Source organism: Cellvibrio sp. ARAG 10.3, assembly GCF_051846955.1.
GTDB lineage: Bacteria > Pseudomonadota > Gammaproteobacteria > Pseudomonadales > Cellvibrionaceae > Cellvibrio.
In genome coordinates, this window is sequence record NZ_JBPYCU010000001.1 from 605727 (window position 1) to 625467 (window position 19741).

Below are 19741 nucleotides of genomic sequence, written 5' to 3' on the forward strand. Positions count from 1 at the left end.
TGGGTTGGCCCTGAGTCAGCCAGCGTTGCGCCGCAGAACAAGCAACGAACAAAACAGCAGATCGCCAGAATCTGTGAACAAAGCAATAACAATAAATGCACCTGGAGAATCACTACCATGCACGCAAACACCCTGCACAACACCTCCCGATGGCCCTGCGTTTACGCAATGGGTTTATCAGCTTTTGGTTCGGATTCGCCGCAGCGATTGCAGACCGACTAAATCCCCTTTTCTGATTTTACCGCTCAAGTTTCTGCGACTGGTTACGCCTGATCAGTCCGTCAGGAGGCTTGTGCGCCTATTACACCCATAAAGTAAAAAAATGCGAGATAACGATAAGAGGAAGCCCATGATGTATAAAAACAGCAGTATCAACACGCGCAAAAAACTACTCGCACTGGCGATCGGTTGCACCTTGTCCGGCGGCAACCTCTACGCGCAGGAAGAGGCACCCACGACGAGTGAAGACCTGGGTGAAAACATCGAAGAGATTGTGGTTCGCGGTGTACGTGCATCGCAGGCCAAGGCGATTGATATCAAACGTAATTCCAGAACCGTGGTGGATTCCATCGTGGCGGAAGACATAGGCAAATTGCCCGATGTCACCATTACGGACTCATTGCAGCGTGTAACCGGTGTGCAAATTACCCGTGAAGCAGGTGAGGGCACCTCGTTAAATATTCGCGGTATGCCGCAAGTATTAACGACCCTGAATGGCGAACAATTTCTGAGCCCCTGGGCCATTACTGAAGTCCAGGCAAATTATTCTGATATTCCGGCTGGCATGATTTCCGGTGTGGATGTGTATAAATCGCAATCCGCCAATATGCTGGCTGGGGGCATCTCGGGTGTGGTGGATTTAAAAACCCTTGATCCGTCTACATTGGAAGAAGGTTTCACCACGCGCGTGCGTCTTGAAGGCGCAGGCGGACGTTACTCCAGTCGCGAGATTCAGGAAGACGGTTCCAAAGAGTGGCGTGATCCGGATTACACCGCAGGTCTCGTGTTTGGATTCAATAACGGTGAAAACTTTTCGGTTGTTACCAGCTTGTATAACTCCAATACCTATAACGCTAACTATTCGATGTATGAGGATCAGAGGCTAGGGTTTCTCGATTCGCAAGGCGGCATGCCGACAGATAAATACGATCTCAATGGTGATGGCGACCTCGTTAACGATTGGTATGTCGTGCCTGGAGAGTTCGGAGCTTCCAGCCAATTTATGGAGCGTGAACGTACCGGTGGTTCTATCAGCGCTCTCTTTGATATCAATGAAAACTGGTCAGTGCGCGGTGATTTCTTCTATACCGAAATGGATCAGTACAACCGTGGTGTAAAAGCCGGATTTAACGGCAAGCACACGCCGGAATCTTTTGAGCAAAATGGTACGGCTGCACAGAACAATCAGGAAATCTATGACGCAATCCGTAGCGGAGAGGTGAACTTTGGCTCAACGATTTCATTCGTTGATAACGATGGTGTAACACAAACCCGTGATCTTTATGCCTTGCAGGTGGTGGATGTATGGGCGGCAGATTTCCAAACGTCGTCGACCAGCAAGATTACCAAGACGGCAGCCTACAACAGCAATTTTGAAGTGAACTACACCAATAACGAGAGCCTCGAAGCAAGCTTCCGGGTTATTCATGCCAAGGCAGAACAACAATACCGCGAAGCTACTTTCCAGCAGGGGACGCCAGCATGGTTATGGGTAGATGAAGATGAATTTCCCGGCAAGGATCCGGTTGACGGTTTTAACGTGACGGTGGATTACACCGGCGAATATCCTTCATTCGCGTGGGAAGGCGATTTGTCTGATCCGAGCGTGCTGAAACAATATCAAGGCTTTGCCGAAGGAAAAAATATCGACGCAGATCTAAACGCAGCGCGTTTTGATGTGAAGTTCAGCGTAGATCATGGTCATTTCGAATCTGTTGATGCTGGTGTTCGTTACGGCATTCGTGAAGCCAGCCATAACAAATTTAATTATGTAACACCTACCGGTCGCTACACCGATTGGGAAGACCCTCGTGTACCCGCTGATAAACGCTATCGCCTATTGCCGGGCAACCTGATTTGGCAGAAATTCCCTAACTGGCTCAAATTTGATTATGCCGAAACCAACGTCAGCCTGATTGATATCGGCGGCTTGCAGGACAACGGCTTTTCCGGTGCGGATACCGTGGCTTTCTATGATTTTGGTCCGATTAAGGGCTTTGAAGGTGGCGTAGCTGCTTTGGCGCCCGACCAGTGGGACAACCCATACGAATTTATGAACCGCTTGTATCCCGGCACGCGTACTGTGAATGATCCTGGCTACACCTACCGTGTGCAGGAAGATTCGATAAACGCTTATGTGCAATTTAATTTCGCCAATGACAACGAAGGCCTTTTTGGTTTGCCCTACAACGCCAATATCGGTATTCAGGTGGCACAGGTTGATCGTGAAGTGGACAAAAGTGTTGTGCCGGAAGTGCTGGATTCCTTCAACTCCATCGGTTACGACGATTGGCAAAAAATTGCTTACGTATATGACGTTGAGCGTTTCACCAATTCAAAAACGGAAATATTACCGTCGTTTAACCTGAATATTTTTCCAACGGATGACACTGTTGTGCGCCTGGCTGCTGCGCGCACCATGACGCGAAATGACTTGGAAAATGTCGGCGCGTCCATGGCGCTGTGGTATCAACAGTGTCCAAAAACCTACGAAAACGGCGATCCTGTCATGGTGCCGAATCCATCAACCGGTGGTGAAATGCAAGACACTGTCGGTTGTATCGGTGGTGGTGATGATCGCGGTAATCCCGATATCGAACCCTGGTTAGCGAACGTCTATAACTTTTCCAGCGAATGGTATTTTGATGAAAATGCTATTCTCGGGGTTGGTCTGTTCATGATTGATGTTGAGCAAGCGGTACAGTCATTCCAGGAGCAGCGTCGCTTCCTGGATATGGATGGCATTGATCGCGGACGCCTGGCCAATATCTGGACCACGCAAAACGTCGGCGCATCTGATTTGTACGGCGTTGAATTTGGTTACAAGCAACCCTTCTCATTCTTTGAGAACAATATCCTCAATAAATTTGGTGCGGAATTTAACTACACCTATTCACACAGCGAATCAGAAGATGTTGATGTTGAGGGTAATACCTTGCCGCTGGTGTCCAACTCTGAACATCAAACCAACATGATTTTGTGGTATGACCACGCCGGCCTGAACGTGCGTCTGGCATACAACTGGCGCAGTGAAGAATACCTGGGCATGGTGGGTGTGAATTCCAATGCGGCGGTATTGAATATGGCGCAATGGCTTGAGCCTGCCGGCTATCTCGATCTGTCGGTCAGCTATTGGCTGAACGAGCATGTGAGCTTCTTCCTCAACGGTACCAACCTGACTGAACAAAGTCGTAAAAGTTATGCGCAATACGAAGATCAGTTCCATTCGCTTTGGGTACAGGAAGCACGCTACTCAGCCGGTGTGAACCTTTCTTTCTAACTGATATGCATTTGTGCGGCGCTATCGGTGCCGCATAACAACAATAAAGATTAATGATGGAGTTTCCTATGAAAACCAAACTGCATTTGTTAGCGCTGCTGACCAGCGCAATGGTATTGCACGGCTGCGGTGGCGGCGACATGCTCGGCTCATCCGACGCTGATGATCACAAATTAATTCCTGAAGAAGTGACTGAAGATTTAACGCGCCCACGCCCTTCCGAAAATGCGCCGGTAATGAAAACCGAAGGCACCAGGATTTATTGGGCCGACGGTAACGAAACAATTGTGCGCGGTGTTAACCTGCAATACAGCGATAATCCATTGCAAATGATTTCGGCTTTTCCAGCCATTGCTGAAACCGGTGCGAACTTCGTGCGTATCCAGTTAAGTGAAGAAACGAGCGAAGTCGAACTGGAAGCCGCGTTGAATATGGCCATTGAAAATAATATGGCAGCAATTCTCACCTTAAACAGTCCCAACCTGAAATGTAACGATGATGAAGCGCTGTTTACCGAAGCTGTAGAAGATTTATGGTTGGAAGAATGGTTGCCGATCATCGCCCAGGATCGTTACCAAGATAAGATCATGGTCAACATGGCTAGCGGGTGGGGGCCGAAAGCCGTCTTCAATGGATCCAGTTTTGGTTACCGCACTTACATTGATACGCATAAAGCAGTCATCAGACAATTCCGTCGTGCAGGATTGAAATTTCCAATAGTGATCGATGCTCCTGGGTGTGGGGAGGACTTCCACGCGTTTGAGTCTATTCGTGCAACCGAATTGATGGCGGCAGATGAACAAAAAAATCTGGTGTTCTCGGTTCATGCTTATGGTTCAACCTGGAATAATCGCACCAAGATTGATTACGGTATCGCCAGAATCACCAGCCAGAACGTGCCTGTGATTGTCAGCGAATTTGGTGGTTCAGATTTAGGTGATAGTCCCGTCAAGCTGCACCATATTCTTGAGCGAGGTGCAGGTGACTATGCGCTGGAAATTGACACCCAGTGGAAAACACCCGATGACAAAGCGGGCATTATGGTTCCCTTCGGCGAACCGGTTGATGCGACCAATTCAGAAATTGCTTTTGAGATTCACATTGACGAAAGCTTTGCCGAATACCCGCAAATGGGCATGCAATTATATCTTCGCGACGTTAACGGCGAATATGCAAATCTTTCATGGCACACGGTTGAGAACTTTGATGTAGGCACCTGGAACAGCCGCAAATATACGGTCAAAAATAAAGGCTCTTTTGGCTGGGCTTCCGATGCATTTGATATTACCCAGGTAGCACGCATCGGTATTGAATTGATTGCCAATGGTAAGCCGGTTGAGGTTGGTGGAAAAATTCAGCTGGATAACTTGCGTGTGATTAATAGCAGCGCCGCTATTGAGATGGCCAGTATGACTTTTGATACGGATCTGCAAGGTTGGGGTACTGGATGGGCCGGCACTATCTCCTATGGTGATGGCGTAATGCAAGCGATGCCCAGTGAGGGGGGCGAGGCTGTCGGTAAGGTAACAGGGCTCTCCGCTGTCGATTTCTCCAAGCCAGTGCGTATTTCGGCCAAGGTATTTGTGCCGGAGGCATACCAGGGTTCCTGGATTTATTTTAAGTTCTTTAACGATGAAAACGGGGCGTGGGCTGAGTCCACAAACGTTGGGGCTGAAGGATTTGCTTATGGTGAATGGGCAGAGATTTCTGTCGATGCAACCTTCCCTGCTGGCAGCACATCCATGGGCTTCCAGATGGGCAATATCGGGAGAACCGATACTGTCATTGCTGAGCCCGATGAAGCGATTCTCTTCGACGATATCGTGATCTCCACTGTTGAAGAAAGTGCATATGAATACGGTGTGCAATACAGCGGTACGTTTGATGCGGATGCAGATGGGTGGGCTTATATCAGTTGGGGAGGTGCAGCAAATGTTGATGTCAGTAATGGCGTTATGAATGTCACGCCCAAAGATCCGGGCACCGCACGAATTGATATCCAGAAAGGTAATATTGATTCAGTAGAGAAATTAAACCTCCAGGATCCGTTCGTGGTGAAGACACGCGTCTTTCTGCCCGCTTCGCTAGAAGGGACAGGCTTCAATTTGCAGTTCTACATGCAGGATTCTGGCTGGGCAAATCACTTTGAAGTGATCAATCTGAGCGGGGATGAATTGACCTACGGTGACTGGAACGATTTTGATGTTGAAGTCGCATTCCCCGAAGCTTTCTCCCGCGTCGGGGCTCCCAAGCATATTGGTTTCTCTTTTATGCTTGAGGGCGGCAGCTTACCGATGAATGATCCCATTCAGATTGATGAAGTTATTTTCGAAGGGCTGATCGAGGTTGAAAAGGAAGAAGAGGTCCGCGCGTTGGTTGATTTCCATTACGTGCACCAAGGGGAATCAGTTGCTGTCGATATTGCTGAGGGTGGCATTGTCGCTGATGATTACGCAGGCAAATTTGCGATCAGCCAACGCTCCGCCCCCTTCAGCTGGGCAGCCTGGTCCTGGTACGGAAACGCCAGCGAATTTGCCGGATGGGACATGACCACCACCATCAATTCTTTGGCTGGTATTACTGATCGGGGTGTAGAGATTGTTTTAGGTAAAGGCGGCATCGTAGAAACGCTGTTAGGCAGTATTCCAGATGAAGAAGCTGCTGAATAAACGTTCCGGAAGCTGTTAAACCTGCTTCCCATCTTTGGCAATCGCCCGGCAGTTGGCCGGGCGATTTGCTTTCGGGTTTTGTGGCTTGACTACCTGGCGCCGCGTTACTCCTGTGTTGCCTTCATCCCACCGCTTCTAGTCCATCCAACCCTAAACCCCACTTTACGCGCCTATCCATACGAATAAGTTATAAATAATGCGCCAACTTAGCGCTGTCTCTTCTCAACCCTGGCCTATACTTGGGGTTAACGCCGCTCACAATGGGGGGTGATCTGTCATTTTGTCGAAAGAAGAACTCCATGGAACGCAATGTATTACGCACCTTGGGCGATAACATCCCGGATTTGATTTACGCGAAAGACCGTGAGGGGCGCTTTACCTTTGGTAATCAGGCATTTCTGCGTATGGCGGGTGCGGCGACGCTGGAAGATATCTTGGGTAAGAACGATTTTGACCTGAATCCGCCGGATCTCGCCCGGGGCTATGCCGAGGATGACCAGGCGGTGATGCGCTCCGGCGAGCCCCTGGTGGATCGCGAAGAGATTGTGGTGGATGCAAAAACCGGCGAGTCGCGCTGGCATTCCACGACCAAGGTGCCCTTGCGTGACGATGCCGGCAATATCATCGGCACGATGGGGATTACCCGCGACATTACCGCCAGCAAACGTGCAGCGCTCCAGGTGCGCCAGCTCAATGCCGAACTGGAAGAGCGCGTGGCCAAGCGCACGGCGGAGTTGCAGGCGCTGAGTGAGGTACTAGCCTACGAGCGTAATTTGATGCGCATCCTGGTGGATTCGGTACCCGACAGTATCTTTGCCAAAGACGCGCAGAGTAAATTCCTGCTGGCGAACAATGCGGTAGCGCGCGGTATGGGTGCTACACCGCAGGATTTATTGGGCAAAGATGATTTTGCTTTCTTTCCGCCGGATATGGCCCAGCGCTTTTATGATGATGAACAACGCATTCTGCAAACCGGCGAGCCCATGCTTAATCAGGAGGAGCCCGCAGTCAATAACCAGACCGGCAAGATGCGCTGGTTGCTGACCAGTAAATTGCCGGTGCGCAATGAGGCGGGTGATATTGTGGGTCTGGTGGGCATTGGCCGCGATATCACCCTGCGCCGCGAAGCGGAGCTGGCGTTGCGTGAAAGCGAAGAACGCTTTCGCAGCCTGACCGCGCTCTCGTCGGACTGGTATTGGGAGCAGAACGCGCAGCTCGCCTTTGTTGAACTGGAAGATCCCAATGGCAAGTCCGGTTTCCAGCGTGAGGAGTTGTTGGGCAAAACCCTGCGGGATTTGCCCACCACGGAAATCCTCTCCGGCTCGTGGGATGAGCACGATGCCGTCGTGGCCGAGCATAAACCTTTTCGCGATCTCGAATTGCGCCATGTCAAAGGCAATGGCCGCGCGTGTTACCTCAGCCTGACCGGCGTGCCAGCCTTCAACGCCAAGGGCGAATTTCGCGGTTATCGCGGCATCGGTCGCGATATTACCGACCGCAAAACCTCGGAAGAACGCATCCAGTATCTCGCCACCCACGACAGCCTGACCTCCTTACCCAACCGCTTCATGTTTAGCGAAATCCTCAATCTCGCCATCGAGTCAGCGCGGCGTAATACGCGCAAACTGGCGGTGCTGTTTATCGATCTGGATCGCTTTAAAAATATCAACGATACCCTCGGGCATGAAGCCGGCGATCTGTTGTTGAACGAAATGGCGGGCCGCTTCAAGCAATGTCTGCGGGCGAGTGATGTGGTGGGGCGCCTGGGTGGCGATGAGTTTGTCATCCTGATCCAGGAACTCGACAGCCCCGAGCAGGCGGCAACGGTTGCGCGCAAGATTTTATCGGCGGCGGTCAAGCCGGTATCGGTGTATGGCCAGGAATGTCGGGTGACCGCCAGTATCGGGATTTGCGTCTACCCGGACGATGCCGAGGATGAACATACCATCATGAAGAACGCGGACATCGCCATGTACCGCGCGAAAGAAGAGGGCAAGAACAACTACCAATTCTATTCGCCGGATATCAAGGCGCGCTCGCTTGAGCGCCTGATTATGGAAAACAATTTACGCCTGGCGCTGGAGCGCAATGAGTTCTTCCTGCACTACCAGGCCAAGCGCAACCTCAAGACCGGAGAAATCGCCGGCGTGGAAGCGCTGGTGCGTTGGCAACACCCGCAGTTGGGCATTGTGTCGCCGGCCCATTTTATTCCCCTGGCAGAAGAAACCGGCCTGATAGTGTTGATCGGACGCTGGGTTTTGAAAACCGCCTGCGAACAAAATGTGGCCTGGATGAAACAAGGGTTACCGCCCCTGTGTATGGCGGTGAATCTGTCGGTGCGGCAATTTTTTGATGACAGTCTGATCAGTGATGTGGCTGCCGCTCTGGAAGAGTCCGGCATGGAGCCGGGGCTGCTGGAGATGGAAATCACCGAAGGCATGGTAATGCAGGACGCCGAGCGCGCCATTCGTATCTTGTCCGCCATTAAAAGCCTGGGTGTGCGCCTGGCGATAGACGACTTCGGCGTGGGCTATTCCTCGCTGGCGCAGATCAAACGTTTCCCCATCGATACCCTTAAGGTGGACAGTTCCTTTATCCGCGATATTCCACAAAATCGCGAGGATCGCGCCATTACCGAGGCGATCATCGCCATGGGCAAGACCCTGAGCCTGACGGTGATTGCCGAGGGCGTTGAAACCGAAGAGCAGGAGACCTTCCTGCGCGAGCACGCCTGCGACCAGTCCCAGGGTTACTACTTCAGTAAACCCATTGCGCCGGAAGAGTTTGTGACCTTTATGCGCCAGCAAGCGCCGGCGTTGGAAGCCTACATCAACGGCAAGGGCTAAGCGGTGGCGCGCGGGCGTTTTCCCGCGCGCCATTTCCCCATCCGCTTCGGTAAAAAAATTACATAAGCCGCCATCCATAACTCATCGCTATCCTCGTTAACCTATCCATTTCGAAGGGTTGTTAAAACAGCCCCAATTCGTGCCCGCCTGCACAAGTCTGGGATAAAAGTGCGATTTCTGTTTGAAACCGATTACATTTTCAGTGATAATTCCTCCGTCGACATGGCGCCCTTTCTGGTTTTTATTTTATAAACCGGTTACGTAAAGCGGAGGTTTCCTCCCGATCGCTCCAGGCGATTTCTTTGTTCGATGATGTGAGTCCCCGTTGTAATGCATTAAGCCTGCTGTTGTTTACTACCCTACCCCGGCTTGCCGGGGTTTTTTTATGTGCGTGGCTTTTTGGAAAGCGCGCTTTCGCTTGTGCGACAATCACCCCCGGCTATTGGTGGCCTGAACCTTTAATCAATGAGGGAAGCAGTAACTATGTCCCAGGACATGACTCAGCAATTGATCGCGGCGGCGCGCCGTATGGAAATATGGATCAGGGACCAGGCCTTGCCCTTGTGGCAAAAGGTCGGTTTTGACCCTGAAACCGGTGCTAACTACGAACGCCTGCTGCCTGACGGGCAACCGGATCTGGAAGCCAAAACCCGCGTGCGGGTCCAGGCACGGCAAGCATTTTTTTACGCGGCAGCCTATCATCGCGGCTGGTGTCCCCAGGGCCAGACGCTGGCGACCGGCCTGCTGAATTTTGTTCACCAGCGTGCGGCCCATCCCACCGCCGGTGGCGGTTATACCCATCTGCTCGACAAACATTTCACGGTTATCGATACCAAACAGGATCTCTACGATCACGCCTTCTTTGTGCTGGCCAACGCCTGGTGCTATCGCGCCTTTGGCGATGAAGCAGCACTGCGCGAGGCAGAGAAGCTGGTAGCCCATCTCGATGCTAAATTTGGTGCGGACTACGGCGGTTGGATCGAAGGTGACTACGCCTATGCCTGTCGTCGACAAAACCCGCATATGCATTTGTTTGAAGCTTTTTTAGCGCTTTACGATGCGACGCAGGATGCAAAATGGTTGGCCCGGGTGGGCGAATTATTTGCGCTATTCCAGAGCCGTTTTTTTGATCCGCACCAACAAGTCCTGCTCGAATTTTTCAACGATGACTGGACCCGCTGTGCCGACGAACGCGGCGATGTGGTGGAGCCCGGTCACATGATGGAATGGGTGTGGTTGCTGGATTGGTACAGCCGTCGTTCCGGCCGCCCGGTCAAGCGTTACACCGATGCGCTCTACAACAAAGCGCTGGAGATCGGCGTCGATAAATCCGGTTTACTGTTCGATGCGGTGATGCCCGATGGCCGCGTGCTGGATCACAACAAGCGCTGCTGGGGGCTCACGGAATTTATCAAAGCCAACCTGGTGCAGATCCGCGCGGGCGACCCAAAAGCCACCGAGCGTGCAGTGAAAGGCGTGGAGGATTTATTTACCTATTACTTGTGCGCATCAACGCCCGGGGCCTATGTGGACCAACGTGGTGCTGACGATGAAGTGGTGGTGGATGTCGCACCGGCCAGTACGCTCTACCACCTGATCGTACTGGCGATGGAGTTGTTGGATCACTGCGAAACCTATAACGCCTGAGCCTCGGCTCAGGCGTGCGTCGGTGCTGGGCCGGTGCTTTTGCGGATGATAAATTCAGTCGGTAATACACACACGGTCTGACTGAGGGTTTCGCCTTCAATCAGCCGCAACAGCATATCCATCGCCATCTTGCCCATCTCTTCCGCCGGCTGCGAAATCGTGGTCAGGCTCGGATCGCAATACTTGGCGTAAGCGATATCGTCAAACCCGGTGACCGACATATCTTCAGGGATGCGAATGCCCTGGGATTTCAACGTCTGCATTGCACCGATGGCCATTTCGTCGTTCATGGAAAAAATCGCCGTCGGGCGTTCTTTCATATTGCAGAACTGGAAGGCGCTGTTCAGACCTGACCACATGGTGAAGTCGCCTTCGGCAATTAAATCTTTATCAAAGGGAATACCGGCGGACGCCAGGCTTTCTTTGTAGCCTTCCAGTCGATCAATGGTGTGCGGGTTATCTTTCAGGCCGGAGATCACGCCGATGCGGCGGTGGCCCAATGAAATCAGGTAATCCACCATGGTGCGCGCCGCGGCGCGGTTGTCGATACGAATGGACGGGCCGGTGGTAAATTCGCAGCCACAGGCATTCACACAGGCAATGCCCGGCGGAATATTGCTGTGGCTTTTCTCCGAGCTGGGGCGCAACTGGATGATGCCGTCTGCCAGACGGGTTTCCACGCGGCGAATATAGTCCTGCTCGCGCTCCGAGGTGCCGCGTGTATCGCCCAGCAGAACCGCATAACCTTTTTGTTGCGCGCGATCTTCCAGGGCGCGAATAAACAGGGAATAAAAGGGGTTGGCGATATCCGGAACCAGTACCACCACCGCATAGGAGCGGGTGGAGCGGAAGTTGCGCGCGAGCATGTTGGGCCGGTAACCCACCTGGGCGATAGCCGTTTTGACCTTGGCCAGGCTTTCTTGGATACCTTTTCCGGTGCGCTTAGGGCGCGGGACACGGTAGCAACCGACACTCCGGCTATGCGGGCAACATCTCGAATATTCGACATAGGACGACTCTTGGGCGCTGGTTCAACAAGGATTGGTATGAAACGGCAACAGACGTTATGTAACAAACGTTATGACAATTTCGGCTTATTTATCGCTTTAAACGTGCCGTGACATCGAAAATCTACTACACGTTTGCAACTCTGACTAGCAAAAAAAGTTGTAACCGATTACATTATGCATCTCTGAGTGTAAGTTGATCGCTATCAGGCATCATGGCATTATCAGCCCGCCCTTATCGGGCGTGGCCTCGCAGGTATTGCGCAGGTTTGCGCGGGCGTCCAGGTTGATGGCAGAACCTGCGTCGCCATCGAATGGTCGAGATTTTCGCGCTTTGTCCTCGGCAGGATCGATTGATACCGGCATACAAAAAAATGCTCGCTTCAGCGAACAACATACTAACGGCCACCGGCCACTCAATAATAATTGGAAGTACTCATGCAGCTGGCAACTCTCGATCTTGCGATCATCCTGTTATATATCCTGGCAACATTGGTGGTCGGCTTCTGGATTTCAAGCCGCGCCTCCAAAGACATCAAAAGTTATTTCCTTGGCGGCAATAAATTGGCCTGGTGGCAATTAGGTTTGTCCAACGCCTCGGGTATGTTCGACATCAGCGGGACCATGTGGTTGGTCTACCTGTTGTTCGTCTACGGTCTCACCAGCGTTTACATTCCCTGGTTATGGCCGGTCTTCAACCAAATCTTCCTGATGGTTTTCTTGTCCGTATGGTTGCGCCGTTCTGGTGTGATGACCGGTGCGGAATGGATTACCTTTCGTTTCGGTGAAGGCACGGGCGCAAAACTGTCTCACTTTGTCGTCGTGCTGTTTGCGCTGATCAGTGTGATGAGTTTCCTGGCCTACGGTTTTATCGGTATCGGTAAATTTGCTTCGGTATTTTTGCCATGGAAATTTTCCGCAGATCCTTACTGGAACGATGTCGCCTACGGTTTGATCATCACTGCATTGACCACGATTTACGTGGTGAAAGGCGGTATGTTCAGCGTGGTATTCACCGAAGTGCTGCAATTTTTTATCATGACGGTTGCCTGTATCGCGGTGGGCATTATTGCCATGAACCAGGTGTCGCCAGAGATGCTTGCAACGGTGATTCCCGACGGCTGGACCAGTGTATTTTTTGGTTGGGAACTGAATCTGGATTGGTCCCACGTATTGCCTGCGGCCAATGAAAAAATCCTGTCTGACGGTTACTCCATGTTTACTATCTTCTTTATGTTGATGGTATTAAAAGGTGTGCTGTTGAGCATGGCTGGCCCGGCGCCAAACTATGATATGCAGCGTGTACTCTCCGCCAAGACGCCGGTTGAAGCCGCCAAGATGAGTTGGTTTGTGAACGTGGTGCTGATCTTCCCGCGCTATATGCTGATCGCCGGTTTAACGGTATTGGCGCTGGCGTTTTTTATGGACGACCTGCGCGCGATGGGCCCCAATGTGGATTTTGAACAGATCCTGCCGTTTGCCTTAAAAAATTATATTCCCACCGGTTTGCTCGGCTTGTTGATCGCCGGTTTGCTCGCCGCCTTTATGTCGACCTTTGCCGCCACCACCAACGCCGCACCGGCCTATGTGGTCAACGATATTTACAAGCGCTACATCAACCCCAATGCGGACGCTAAAAAATATGTCTATCTTAGTTATATAGTTTCCGTGATCTTTGTGATCCTGGGAGTGGGCATTGGTTTGTTTATTCCTTCATTGAACACCGTGATCCAGTGGATCGTGAGTGCGCTCTTCGGTGCTTACACGGCATCCAACGTGCTCAAGTGGTACTGGTGGCGCTTCAATGGTTTCGGTTATTTCTGGGGCATGATCACCGGCTTTGCCATCGCCATGCCGTTGATCTTTACCGACATTCATCCGATCAATGCATTCCCCTTTATGTTCGCGGCTTGCTTGCTGGTGTGTATCGGTGCATCGCTCGCGACCAAGCCGGACGATATGGAAGTGCTGAAAAAGTTTTACCTGAAAGTGCGCCCCTGGGGTTTCTGGGGTCCGGTATTGGAAGCCGCGCGTAAAGATCATCCTGAGCTCAAAGCCAACACGGACTTTGGGCGCGACGCCATCAACGTGATCGTCGGGATTGTCTGGCAAACCGCGCTGGTGGCTGCACCGATCTTTATGGTGATCAAGCACTGGCAGGAATTTATTATTTCGATGATCGTGGTGGCACTGACCAGCCTGTTCCTGTGGCGCAACTGGTACGTGAAACTGAAAGATTATCCGGACGATATGCCGGCGGGCTATTTGCCGCAAAATGACACGGGTGTAAGTAAGCCCTGATCATTTAACAATGCAAAGCCACTGCCCGGTGTTGCACCTTGCCGGGCAGTGTTCAACAGCAAAAAGGTGCAATTTTTTTGGCAGATTTTTGTAACCGGTTACGTTTGCATTGATGAAAACGCGGCGTCAGGTCAGTATCAATCCTAGGGTTTATTGAATATGAGTAATTTTAAAAGCGCAGTACAAAACCTGTTGAAAGAACACGAGGCGCTGGTGACGAAAACCAATGTGCCCAGAGCGCAGGGCAACGGTATCTACACCTGCTACGAAAATCCGATCCTCACGGCGGAGCATGCGCCCATCTTCTGGCGCTACGACCTCAACGAAAAAGCCAACCCGCATTTGATGGAGCGCCAGGGCGTTAACGCCGCGTTCAACTCCGGTGCGCTTTACTGGCAAGGCAAATATATTCTGGCTGTGCGTGTAGAAGGTGTGGATCGCAAATCATTTTTCGCCATCGCCGAAAGCCCCAACGGTATCGATAATTTCCGCTTCTGGGATTTCCCCATCACTATGCCGGAAACCGAGCGTCCCGACACCAATGTGTACGACATGCGTTTAACCGCTCACCAGGACGGTTACATCTACGGTTTATTTTGTACCGAGCGAAAAGATTTAAATCAACCGAACGACACCTCGGCGGCGGAAGCGCAATGCGGTATCGCGCGCACCAAAGATCTGGTGACCTGGGAACGCCTGCCGGATTTGATTACTCACTCCGGTCAGCAACGTAACGTGGTGCTGCACCCGGAATTTATCGACGGCAAATACGGTTTGTTCACTCGTCCGCAAGACGGCTTTATCAGCGTCGGTGCTGGCGGTGGTATCGGTTGGGGTCTGGTGGAAGACATGACCAAAGCCGAAGTGAAATCCGAAGTGATTGTCGACGGCAAGGTGTACCACACCATCAAGGAAGTAAAAAACGGCCAGGGCCCCGCGCCCATTAAAACCGAACAAGGCTGGTTGAATCTGGCTCACGGCGTACGCAATACCGCCGCCGGTTTGCGTTATGTGTTGTACATGTTCATGACCGAACTGGAGCGCCCCTGGGTGGTGACGCATCGTCCCGCCGGTCATTTTATTGCGCCCCACGGTGCCGAGCGCGTCGGCGATGTATCCAACGTGGCCTTTGCCAATGGCTGGATCGTCAACGAAAAAAATGAAGTCTTTATTTATTACGCGTCGTCCGACACGCGCATGCATGTCGCCACCAGCACTATCGAAAAACTGGTGGACTACTGCATCAACACGCCGGAAGATGGTTTGCGTTCTGCCGCGTCTGTTGCCACGCGCAATCAATTGATTGCCGCCAACCTCAAACTTATGAACGACCTGGTGTGATGTGATGATTGACGCGAGCTTGCAGCGACATCCAAAGACCCTGACCGAAGCGGCTTCTGCCGCCGCGCTCAACGAGGAATTCCAGCAGGAATTAATCGCCATCGGCGATTGGTGGATTGAACACGCCATCGATCGGGAGCAGGGCGGTTTCTACGGTGAAATCCGCCCGGACAACACGCCGATAAAAACGGCCACCAAGGGCATTGTGCTGAACACCCGCATCTTGTGGTTCTTCAGTGAAGTGGCGGCAGTGGTCGATAAGCCCGCGTATCGTGACGCTGCGGTGCGCGCATACGATTACCTGGTTGAATATTTTCTCGATCGGGAATTCGGCGGCGTGTATTGGGAACTGGATGCGCAGGACAAGCCCGTCAACACCAAAAAACAAACCTACGCCCAGGCCTTTGCAGTGTACGCGCTGTGCTCCTACTACAAGCTTACCGGCGATGAACACGCCATGGCGCACGCGCTGGAATGTTTTGCGTTGCTGGAAGAAAAAACCATCGACCGCGTGAACGAAGGTTATTTTGAAGCCTTCACTCGCGAATGGGGCAAGATGGATGACGTGCGCCTGAGCGATAAGGATTTAAATTATCCCAAGAGCATGAACACGCACCTGCACGTGCTGGAAGCCTACACCACGCTCAATAAAGCCAAACCCGGCGAACAAATCAAACAAGCGTTACGTTACAACATTGACTGTTTTGATAAATACCTGATCAATAAAGATAACGGCCACCTGCGCATGTTCCTCACCGAAACCTGGGAAGATTTTTCACCGGGTTTTACCTACGGTCATGACATCGAATGCAGCTGGCTGTTATCCAAGGCGCTGAATTCACTCAAGGATCCGCAGGTTACGCAAAGGATGACGCCAGGCATCATCAAACTGGCGGATATCACCTTGCAGGAAGCCATGGGCAAATATGGCGAAGTGCTCGATGCGTTTGATTTCGCATCCGGTGAAAAACTAACGGAGCGTGTCTGGTGGGTACAAGCCGAGGCACTGGTGGGTTTTCTCAATGTCTATACGCTGACCCGCGACGAACGCTACCTGACGGTGGCAAAAAATGTCTGGGCTTTTATCAAACAGTATCAACGCGACAGCCAGCACGGTGAGTGGTTGTGGTTATCCACCCTGGATAGCGATCACGATGAAGAAGCCTACAAAGTCGGCTTCTGGAAAGGCCCGTATCACAATGGCCGTGCGATGCTGGAAGCGATTAATTTTATAAAAAAGATTGGATAGCGCGTAGCCGCTATTCCATTCGCACGAGGTGATCCATGAAAAAAATCAACAACAACTTCACATGCCTGGCGGCGCTGTGCATTGCTCTGCTGCTGGGTTGCAGTAAACAGGAAGCGCCCGCGCCGAGCGAAAACGTGCAGGCGTCTTCCCCGGCGTTGCAAAACCCGGACGAACCGGCCGAAACCAACAGCCCCTTTGTAACCGTGGACGGTCACCACTTTTTACGTAACGGCCAACCCTATTACGTGATCGGTACCAACTTCTGGTACGGCGGTTACCTGGGTTCGGCGGGCGAGGTTGGTGACCGCGAACGTTTGATCAAAGAACTGGATTTGTTAAAGCAAACCGGCATCAATAATTTGCGTGTACTGGCGGTATCCGAAAGCAGTGAATTAATGCGCGCGGTGCGTCCGGCCATCATCAAGGCGCCGGGCGAATACGATGAAACCTTGCTGGCCGGTATGGATTTTCTGCTCGACGAAATGGCCAAGCGCGATATGACCGCGATCTTATATCTGAATAACTTCTGGCAGTGGTCTGGCGGCATGTCACAGTATGTGGCGTGGTTTACCGGCAAGCCGGTATTCGACCCGGACGTAACCAATGAATGGAATCCCTTCATGGAAAACTCCGCGAGTTTTTACCGCATTGAAGAAGCGCAAAAACTGTATCGCGATGTGATCAAAGCCCTCATCACCCGCAAAAATACTATCAACGGCAAGCGCTACAGCGAAGACCCGACCATCATGTCCTGGCAACTCGCCAACGAGCCGCGCCCCGGCAGCGATGCTGATGGTCGCGCAAATTTCGACGCATTTAAAAACTGGATTCACGACACCGCAAAATATATTGACGGCCTCGCCCCCAACCAGCTGGTGAGCACCGGTAACGAAGGTTCCATGGGCGCACTCCGCGATATGGAGTTATTTATCGATTCCCACAAAAGTGAATACGTGGATTACCTGACCTTTCATATGTGGGTAAAAAACTGGGGCTGGTACGACGCGAAAAATCCTGACGAAACCTTTAGCTCCGCGTTAGCCACCGCGAAGGATTACATCAATCAACACATTGATGTGGCCAACCAGATGAACAAGCCGATTGTGTTGGAAGAATTCGGTATCGAACGCGACAACGGCAGTTTCACCACTGACTCCACTACCGTTTATCGCGACCGCTTTTACGCAGAAATTTTCAATTTGCTGCGCACCCGCGCCGGTGCTGGCGACGCTATTGCCGGTATGAACTTCTGGGCTTGGGGTGGTTATGGCCGCACGGAGAATGACGATTTTATGTGGAAAGAAGGCGACGACTTTGTCGGCGACCCACCGCAGGAACCGCAAGGTTTGAATTCCGTGTTTGATGGTGACACCACGACCCTGGCCGTGATTAAAGCCCACGCCGATGCGATGAAAGATATCAACACCAAGCAATAATTTTTTTGCCACATCAGCATTCGGTTTTACCCGATGCCAATGTAAAAAACCGTAACCTTTGTTGCGGTTTTTTATTCGCCGAATTAATTTATATGATATGTATTATTTGATAATAACTAACGCTTCAAGAACGACAATAGAGGAAAGACTATGCTCCGGTTGATTAAGACCACCACACTGCTCTCCATCGCATTGCTAGCGATGACCTTCGGCGCCAATGCGTCCGCCAAAAAGTTTGAAGAACTCGGCCAAACACCACCACTGGGCTGGAACAGCTGGAACACTTTTGCGTGTGATGTAAACGAAAAATTAATTCGCGAAATGGCCGATGCCATGGTCGCATCCGGCATGAAAGACGCGGGCTACGAATACATCAACATCGACGACTGCTGGCACGGCGAGCGCGACAAAGACGGCAAGATCCAGGTCAACAAAGAACGCTTCCCCTCCGGCATGAAAGCCCTGGCCGATTACGTCCACTCAAAAGGCTTGAAGATCGGCATCTACTCCGACGCCGGCAACACCACCTGCGCCGGCTACCCCGGCAGCCGTGGCCACGAATACCAGGACGCACTCACCTACGCCGAGTGGGGCATCGATTATTTGAAATACGACTGGTGCGATACCGAAAACATTAACCCCATCGGCGCCTACACCACCATGCGCGACGCACTGCACACCGCCGGCCGCCCGGTACTGTTCAGCATCTGCGAATGGGGCGACAACAAACCCTGGGACTGGGCGAAAGATGTCGGCCACGCCTGGCGCACCACCGGCGACATTTACCCCTGCTGGGACTGCGAACTCAACCACGGCTCCTGGTCATCTTGGGGCGTATTACCGATCCTCGACAAACAGGAAAAACTGCGCAAATTCGCCGGCCCCGGCCACTGGAACGACATGGACATGATGGAAGTTGGCAACGGCATGACCGAAGCCCAGGACCGCTCACACTTTTCACTCTGGGCCATCATGAATTCACCGCTCATTGCCGGCAACGACCTGCGCAACATGAGCGACACCACGCGCAAAATCCTCACCAACAAAAACGTTATCGCCATCAACCAGGACAAGCTCGGCGTACAAGCCATGAAATACATCCACGGCGGCGACCTGATGGTATTCGCCAAACCGCTGGCCAATAAAGAGTGGGCTTTTCTGTTTTTAAACCGCGGCAACACCCCACTCAACTACACCCACGACTGGCTGCACTACTACGAACTGAAAGACGATATCTTTAATTACCAGATCGATTTCAGAAACGAAAAATTCAACTGGGTTGATTTGTGGAAAGGCAACAAAGGCGATACCACCAAACCGTTAAAACTTAAGATTCCTGCGCACGATGTGGTGATGCTGAAACTGACCCCGCGTTAATTGTGTTTTGCCTGGGCTGGCTTTGCTGGCTCAGGTTTTTGTTTGTAAGTTCCTTGCTTGCGTTTCCGCTAGACATACTTTCCTTCCTGATTGATCCCGGTTTTCTGGTCGTGCTCTGTAATGTGCAGTTATTTTGTATTGCATATTTGGGCGGTATATTGACCAACTATATAAGTTCTTGCGCGTTTACATTCCGCTGGATGCGCGTCTAGCAACTTGCCAATAGGGCAAAGTCTTCTATAGTCAATAACTTAAGGTATTGAGTGGGTGGGATAACGCGCATCTGCTAGCGACAAAATGGGCATGCGCGTTTTTGCCTTGAAAGATATGGTGATTTCTTGATGTTCTGCCTTTTAAATCAAATGGTTA

Annotated in this window: 10 protein-coding genes and 1 pseudogene; 9 read left to right on the forward strand and 2 right to left on the reverse strand. The window is 51.8% G+C overall.

Annotation, left to right across the window (positions count from 1 at the left end; all coding sequences use genetic code 11):
- The first annotated feature begins 349 nt into the window (after window positions 1–349).
- The 4 genes from ACSV5M_RS02590 (at window position 350) to ACSV5M_RS02605 (ending at window position 10661) form a co-directional block, all read left to right on the forward strand.
- A complete protein-coding gene (locus tag ACSV5M_RS02590; RefSeq protein ID WP_439173961.1) occupies window positions 350–3499 on the forward strand; it encodes a TonB-dependent receptor in 3150 nt (1049 codons plus the stop codon).
- A 68-nt stretch (window positions 3500–3567) separates the two neighbouring features.
- Window positions 3568–6168 carry a cellulase family glycosylhydrolase gene (locus ACSV5M_RS02595; RefSeq protein ID WP_439173963.1) on the forward strand — a complete coding sequence of 867 codons (2601 nt, stop codon included), beginning with the start codon at window positions 3568–3570 and terminating at the stop codon, window positions 6166–6168.
- Window positions 6169–6467: 299 nt separating this feature from the next.
- Window positions 6468–9014, forward strand: coding sequence for a sensor domain-containing protein (locus ACSV5M_RS02600; protein WP_439173964.1), 2547 nt, complete (start codon window positions 6468–6470; stop codon window positions 9012–9014).
- 483 nt (window positions 9015–9497) lie between these two features.
- Window positions 9498–10661, forward strand: a complete 1164-nt coding sequence (locus ACSV5M_RS02605) for an AGE family epimerase/isomerase (RefSeq protein ID WP_439173966.1) — start codon at window positions 9498–9500, stop codon at window positions 10659–10661.
- An 8-nt stretch (window positions 10662–10669) separates the two neighbouring features.
- Here ACSV5M_RS02605 and ACSV5M_RS02610 read toward each other — a convergent pair.
- Window positions 10670–11670, reverse strand: a pseudogene (locus ACSV5M_RS02610) (LacI family DNA-binding transcriptional regulator).
- A 211-nt stretch (window positions 11671–11881) separates the two neighbouring features.
- A complete protein-coding gene (locus ACSV5M_RS02615) occupies window positions 11882–12034 on the reverse strand; it encodes a hypothetical protein (RefSeq protein WP_439173967.1) in 153 nt (50 codons plus the stop codon).
- A 72-nt stretch (window positions 12035–12106) separates the two neighbouring features.
- On the opposite strand from ACSV5M_RS02615, the gene ACSV5M_RS02620 reads away from it, so the two are divergent.
- From ACSV5M_RS02620 to ACSV5M_RS02640, 5 genes are all read left to right on the forward strand, one after another.
- Window positions 12107–13969 carry a sodium:solute symporter family protein gene (locus tag ACSV5M_RS02620; protein WP_439173969.1) on the forward strand — a complete coding sequence of 621 codons (1863 nt, stop codon included), beginning with the start codon at window positions 12107–12109 and terminating at the stop codon, window positions 13967–13969.
- 159 nt (window positions 13970–14128) lie between these two features.
- Window positions 14129–15310: a 4-O-beta-d-mannosyl-d-glucose phosphorylase Mgp130 gene (mgp130, locus tag ACSV5M_RS02625; protein ID WP_439173970.1), complete on the forward strand. Its 1182-nt coding sequence runs from the start codon at window positions 14129–14131 to the stop codon at window positions 15308–15310.
- 4 nt (window positions 15311–15314) lie between these two features.
- On the forward strand, window positions 15315–16559 hold the full coding sequence (locus tag ACSV5M_RS02630; RefSeq protein ID WP_439173972.1) for an AGE family epimerase/isomerase: 1245 nt from the start codon (window positions 15315–15317) through the stop codon (window positions 16557–16559).
- Between the two features lie 35 nt (window positions 16560–16594).
- Window positions 16595–17995 carry a glycoside hydrolase 5 family protein gene (locus ACSV5M_RS02635; RefSeq protein WP_439173974.1) on the forward strand — a complete coding sequence of 467 codons (1401 nt, stop codon included), beginning with the start codon at window positions 16595–16597 and terminating at the stop codon, window positions 17993–17995.
- Window positions 17996–18145: 150 nt separating this feature from the next.
- The gene (locus tag ACSV5M_RS02640; protein WP_439173975.1) at window positions 18146–19372 is read left to right on the forward strand and encodes a glycoside hydrolase family 27 protein; all 1227 of its coding nucleotides are present in this window, start codon (window positions 18146–18148) and stop codon (window positions 19370–19372) included.
- The last annotated feature ends 369 nt before the right edge of the window (window positions 19373–19741 follow it).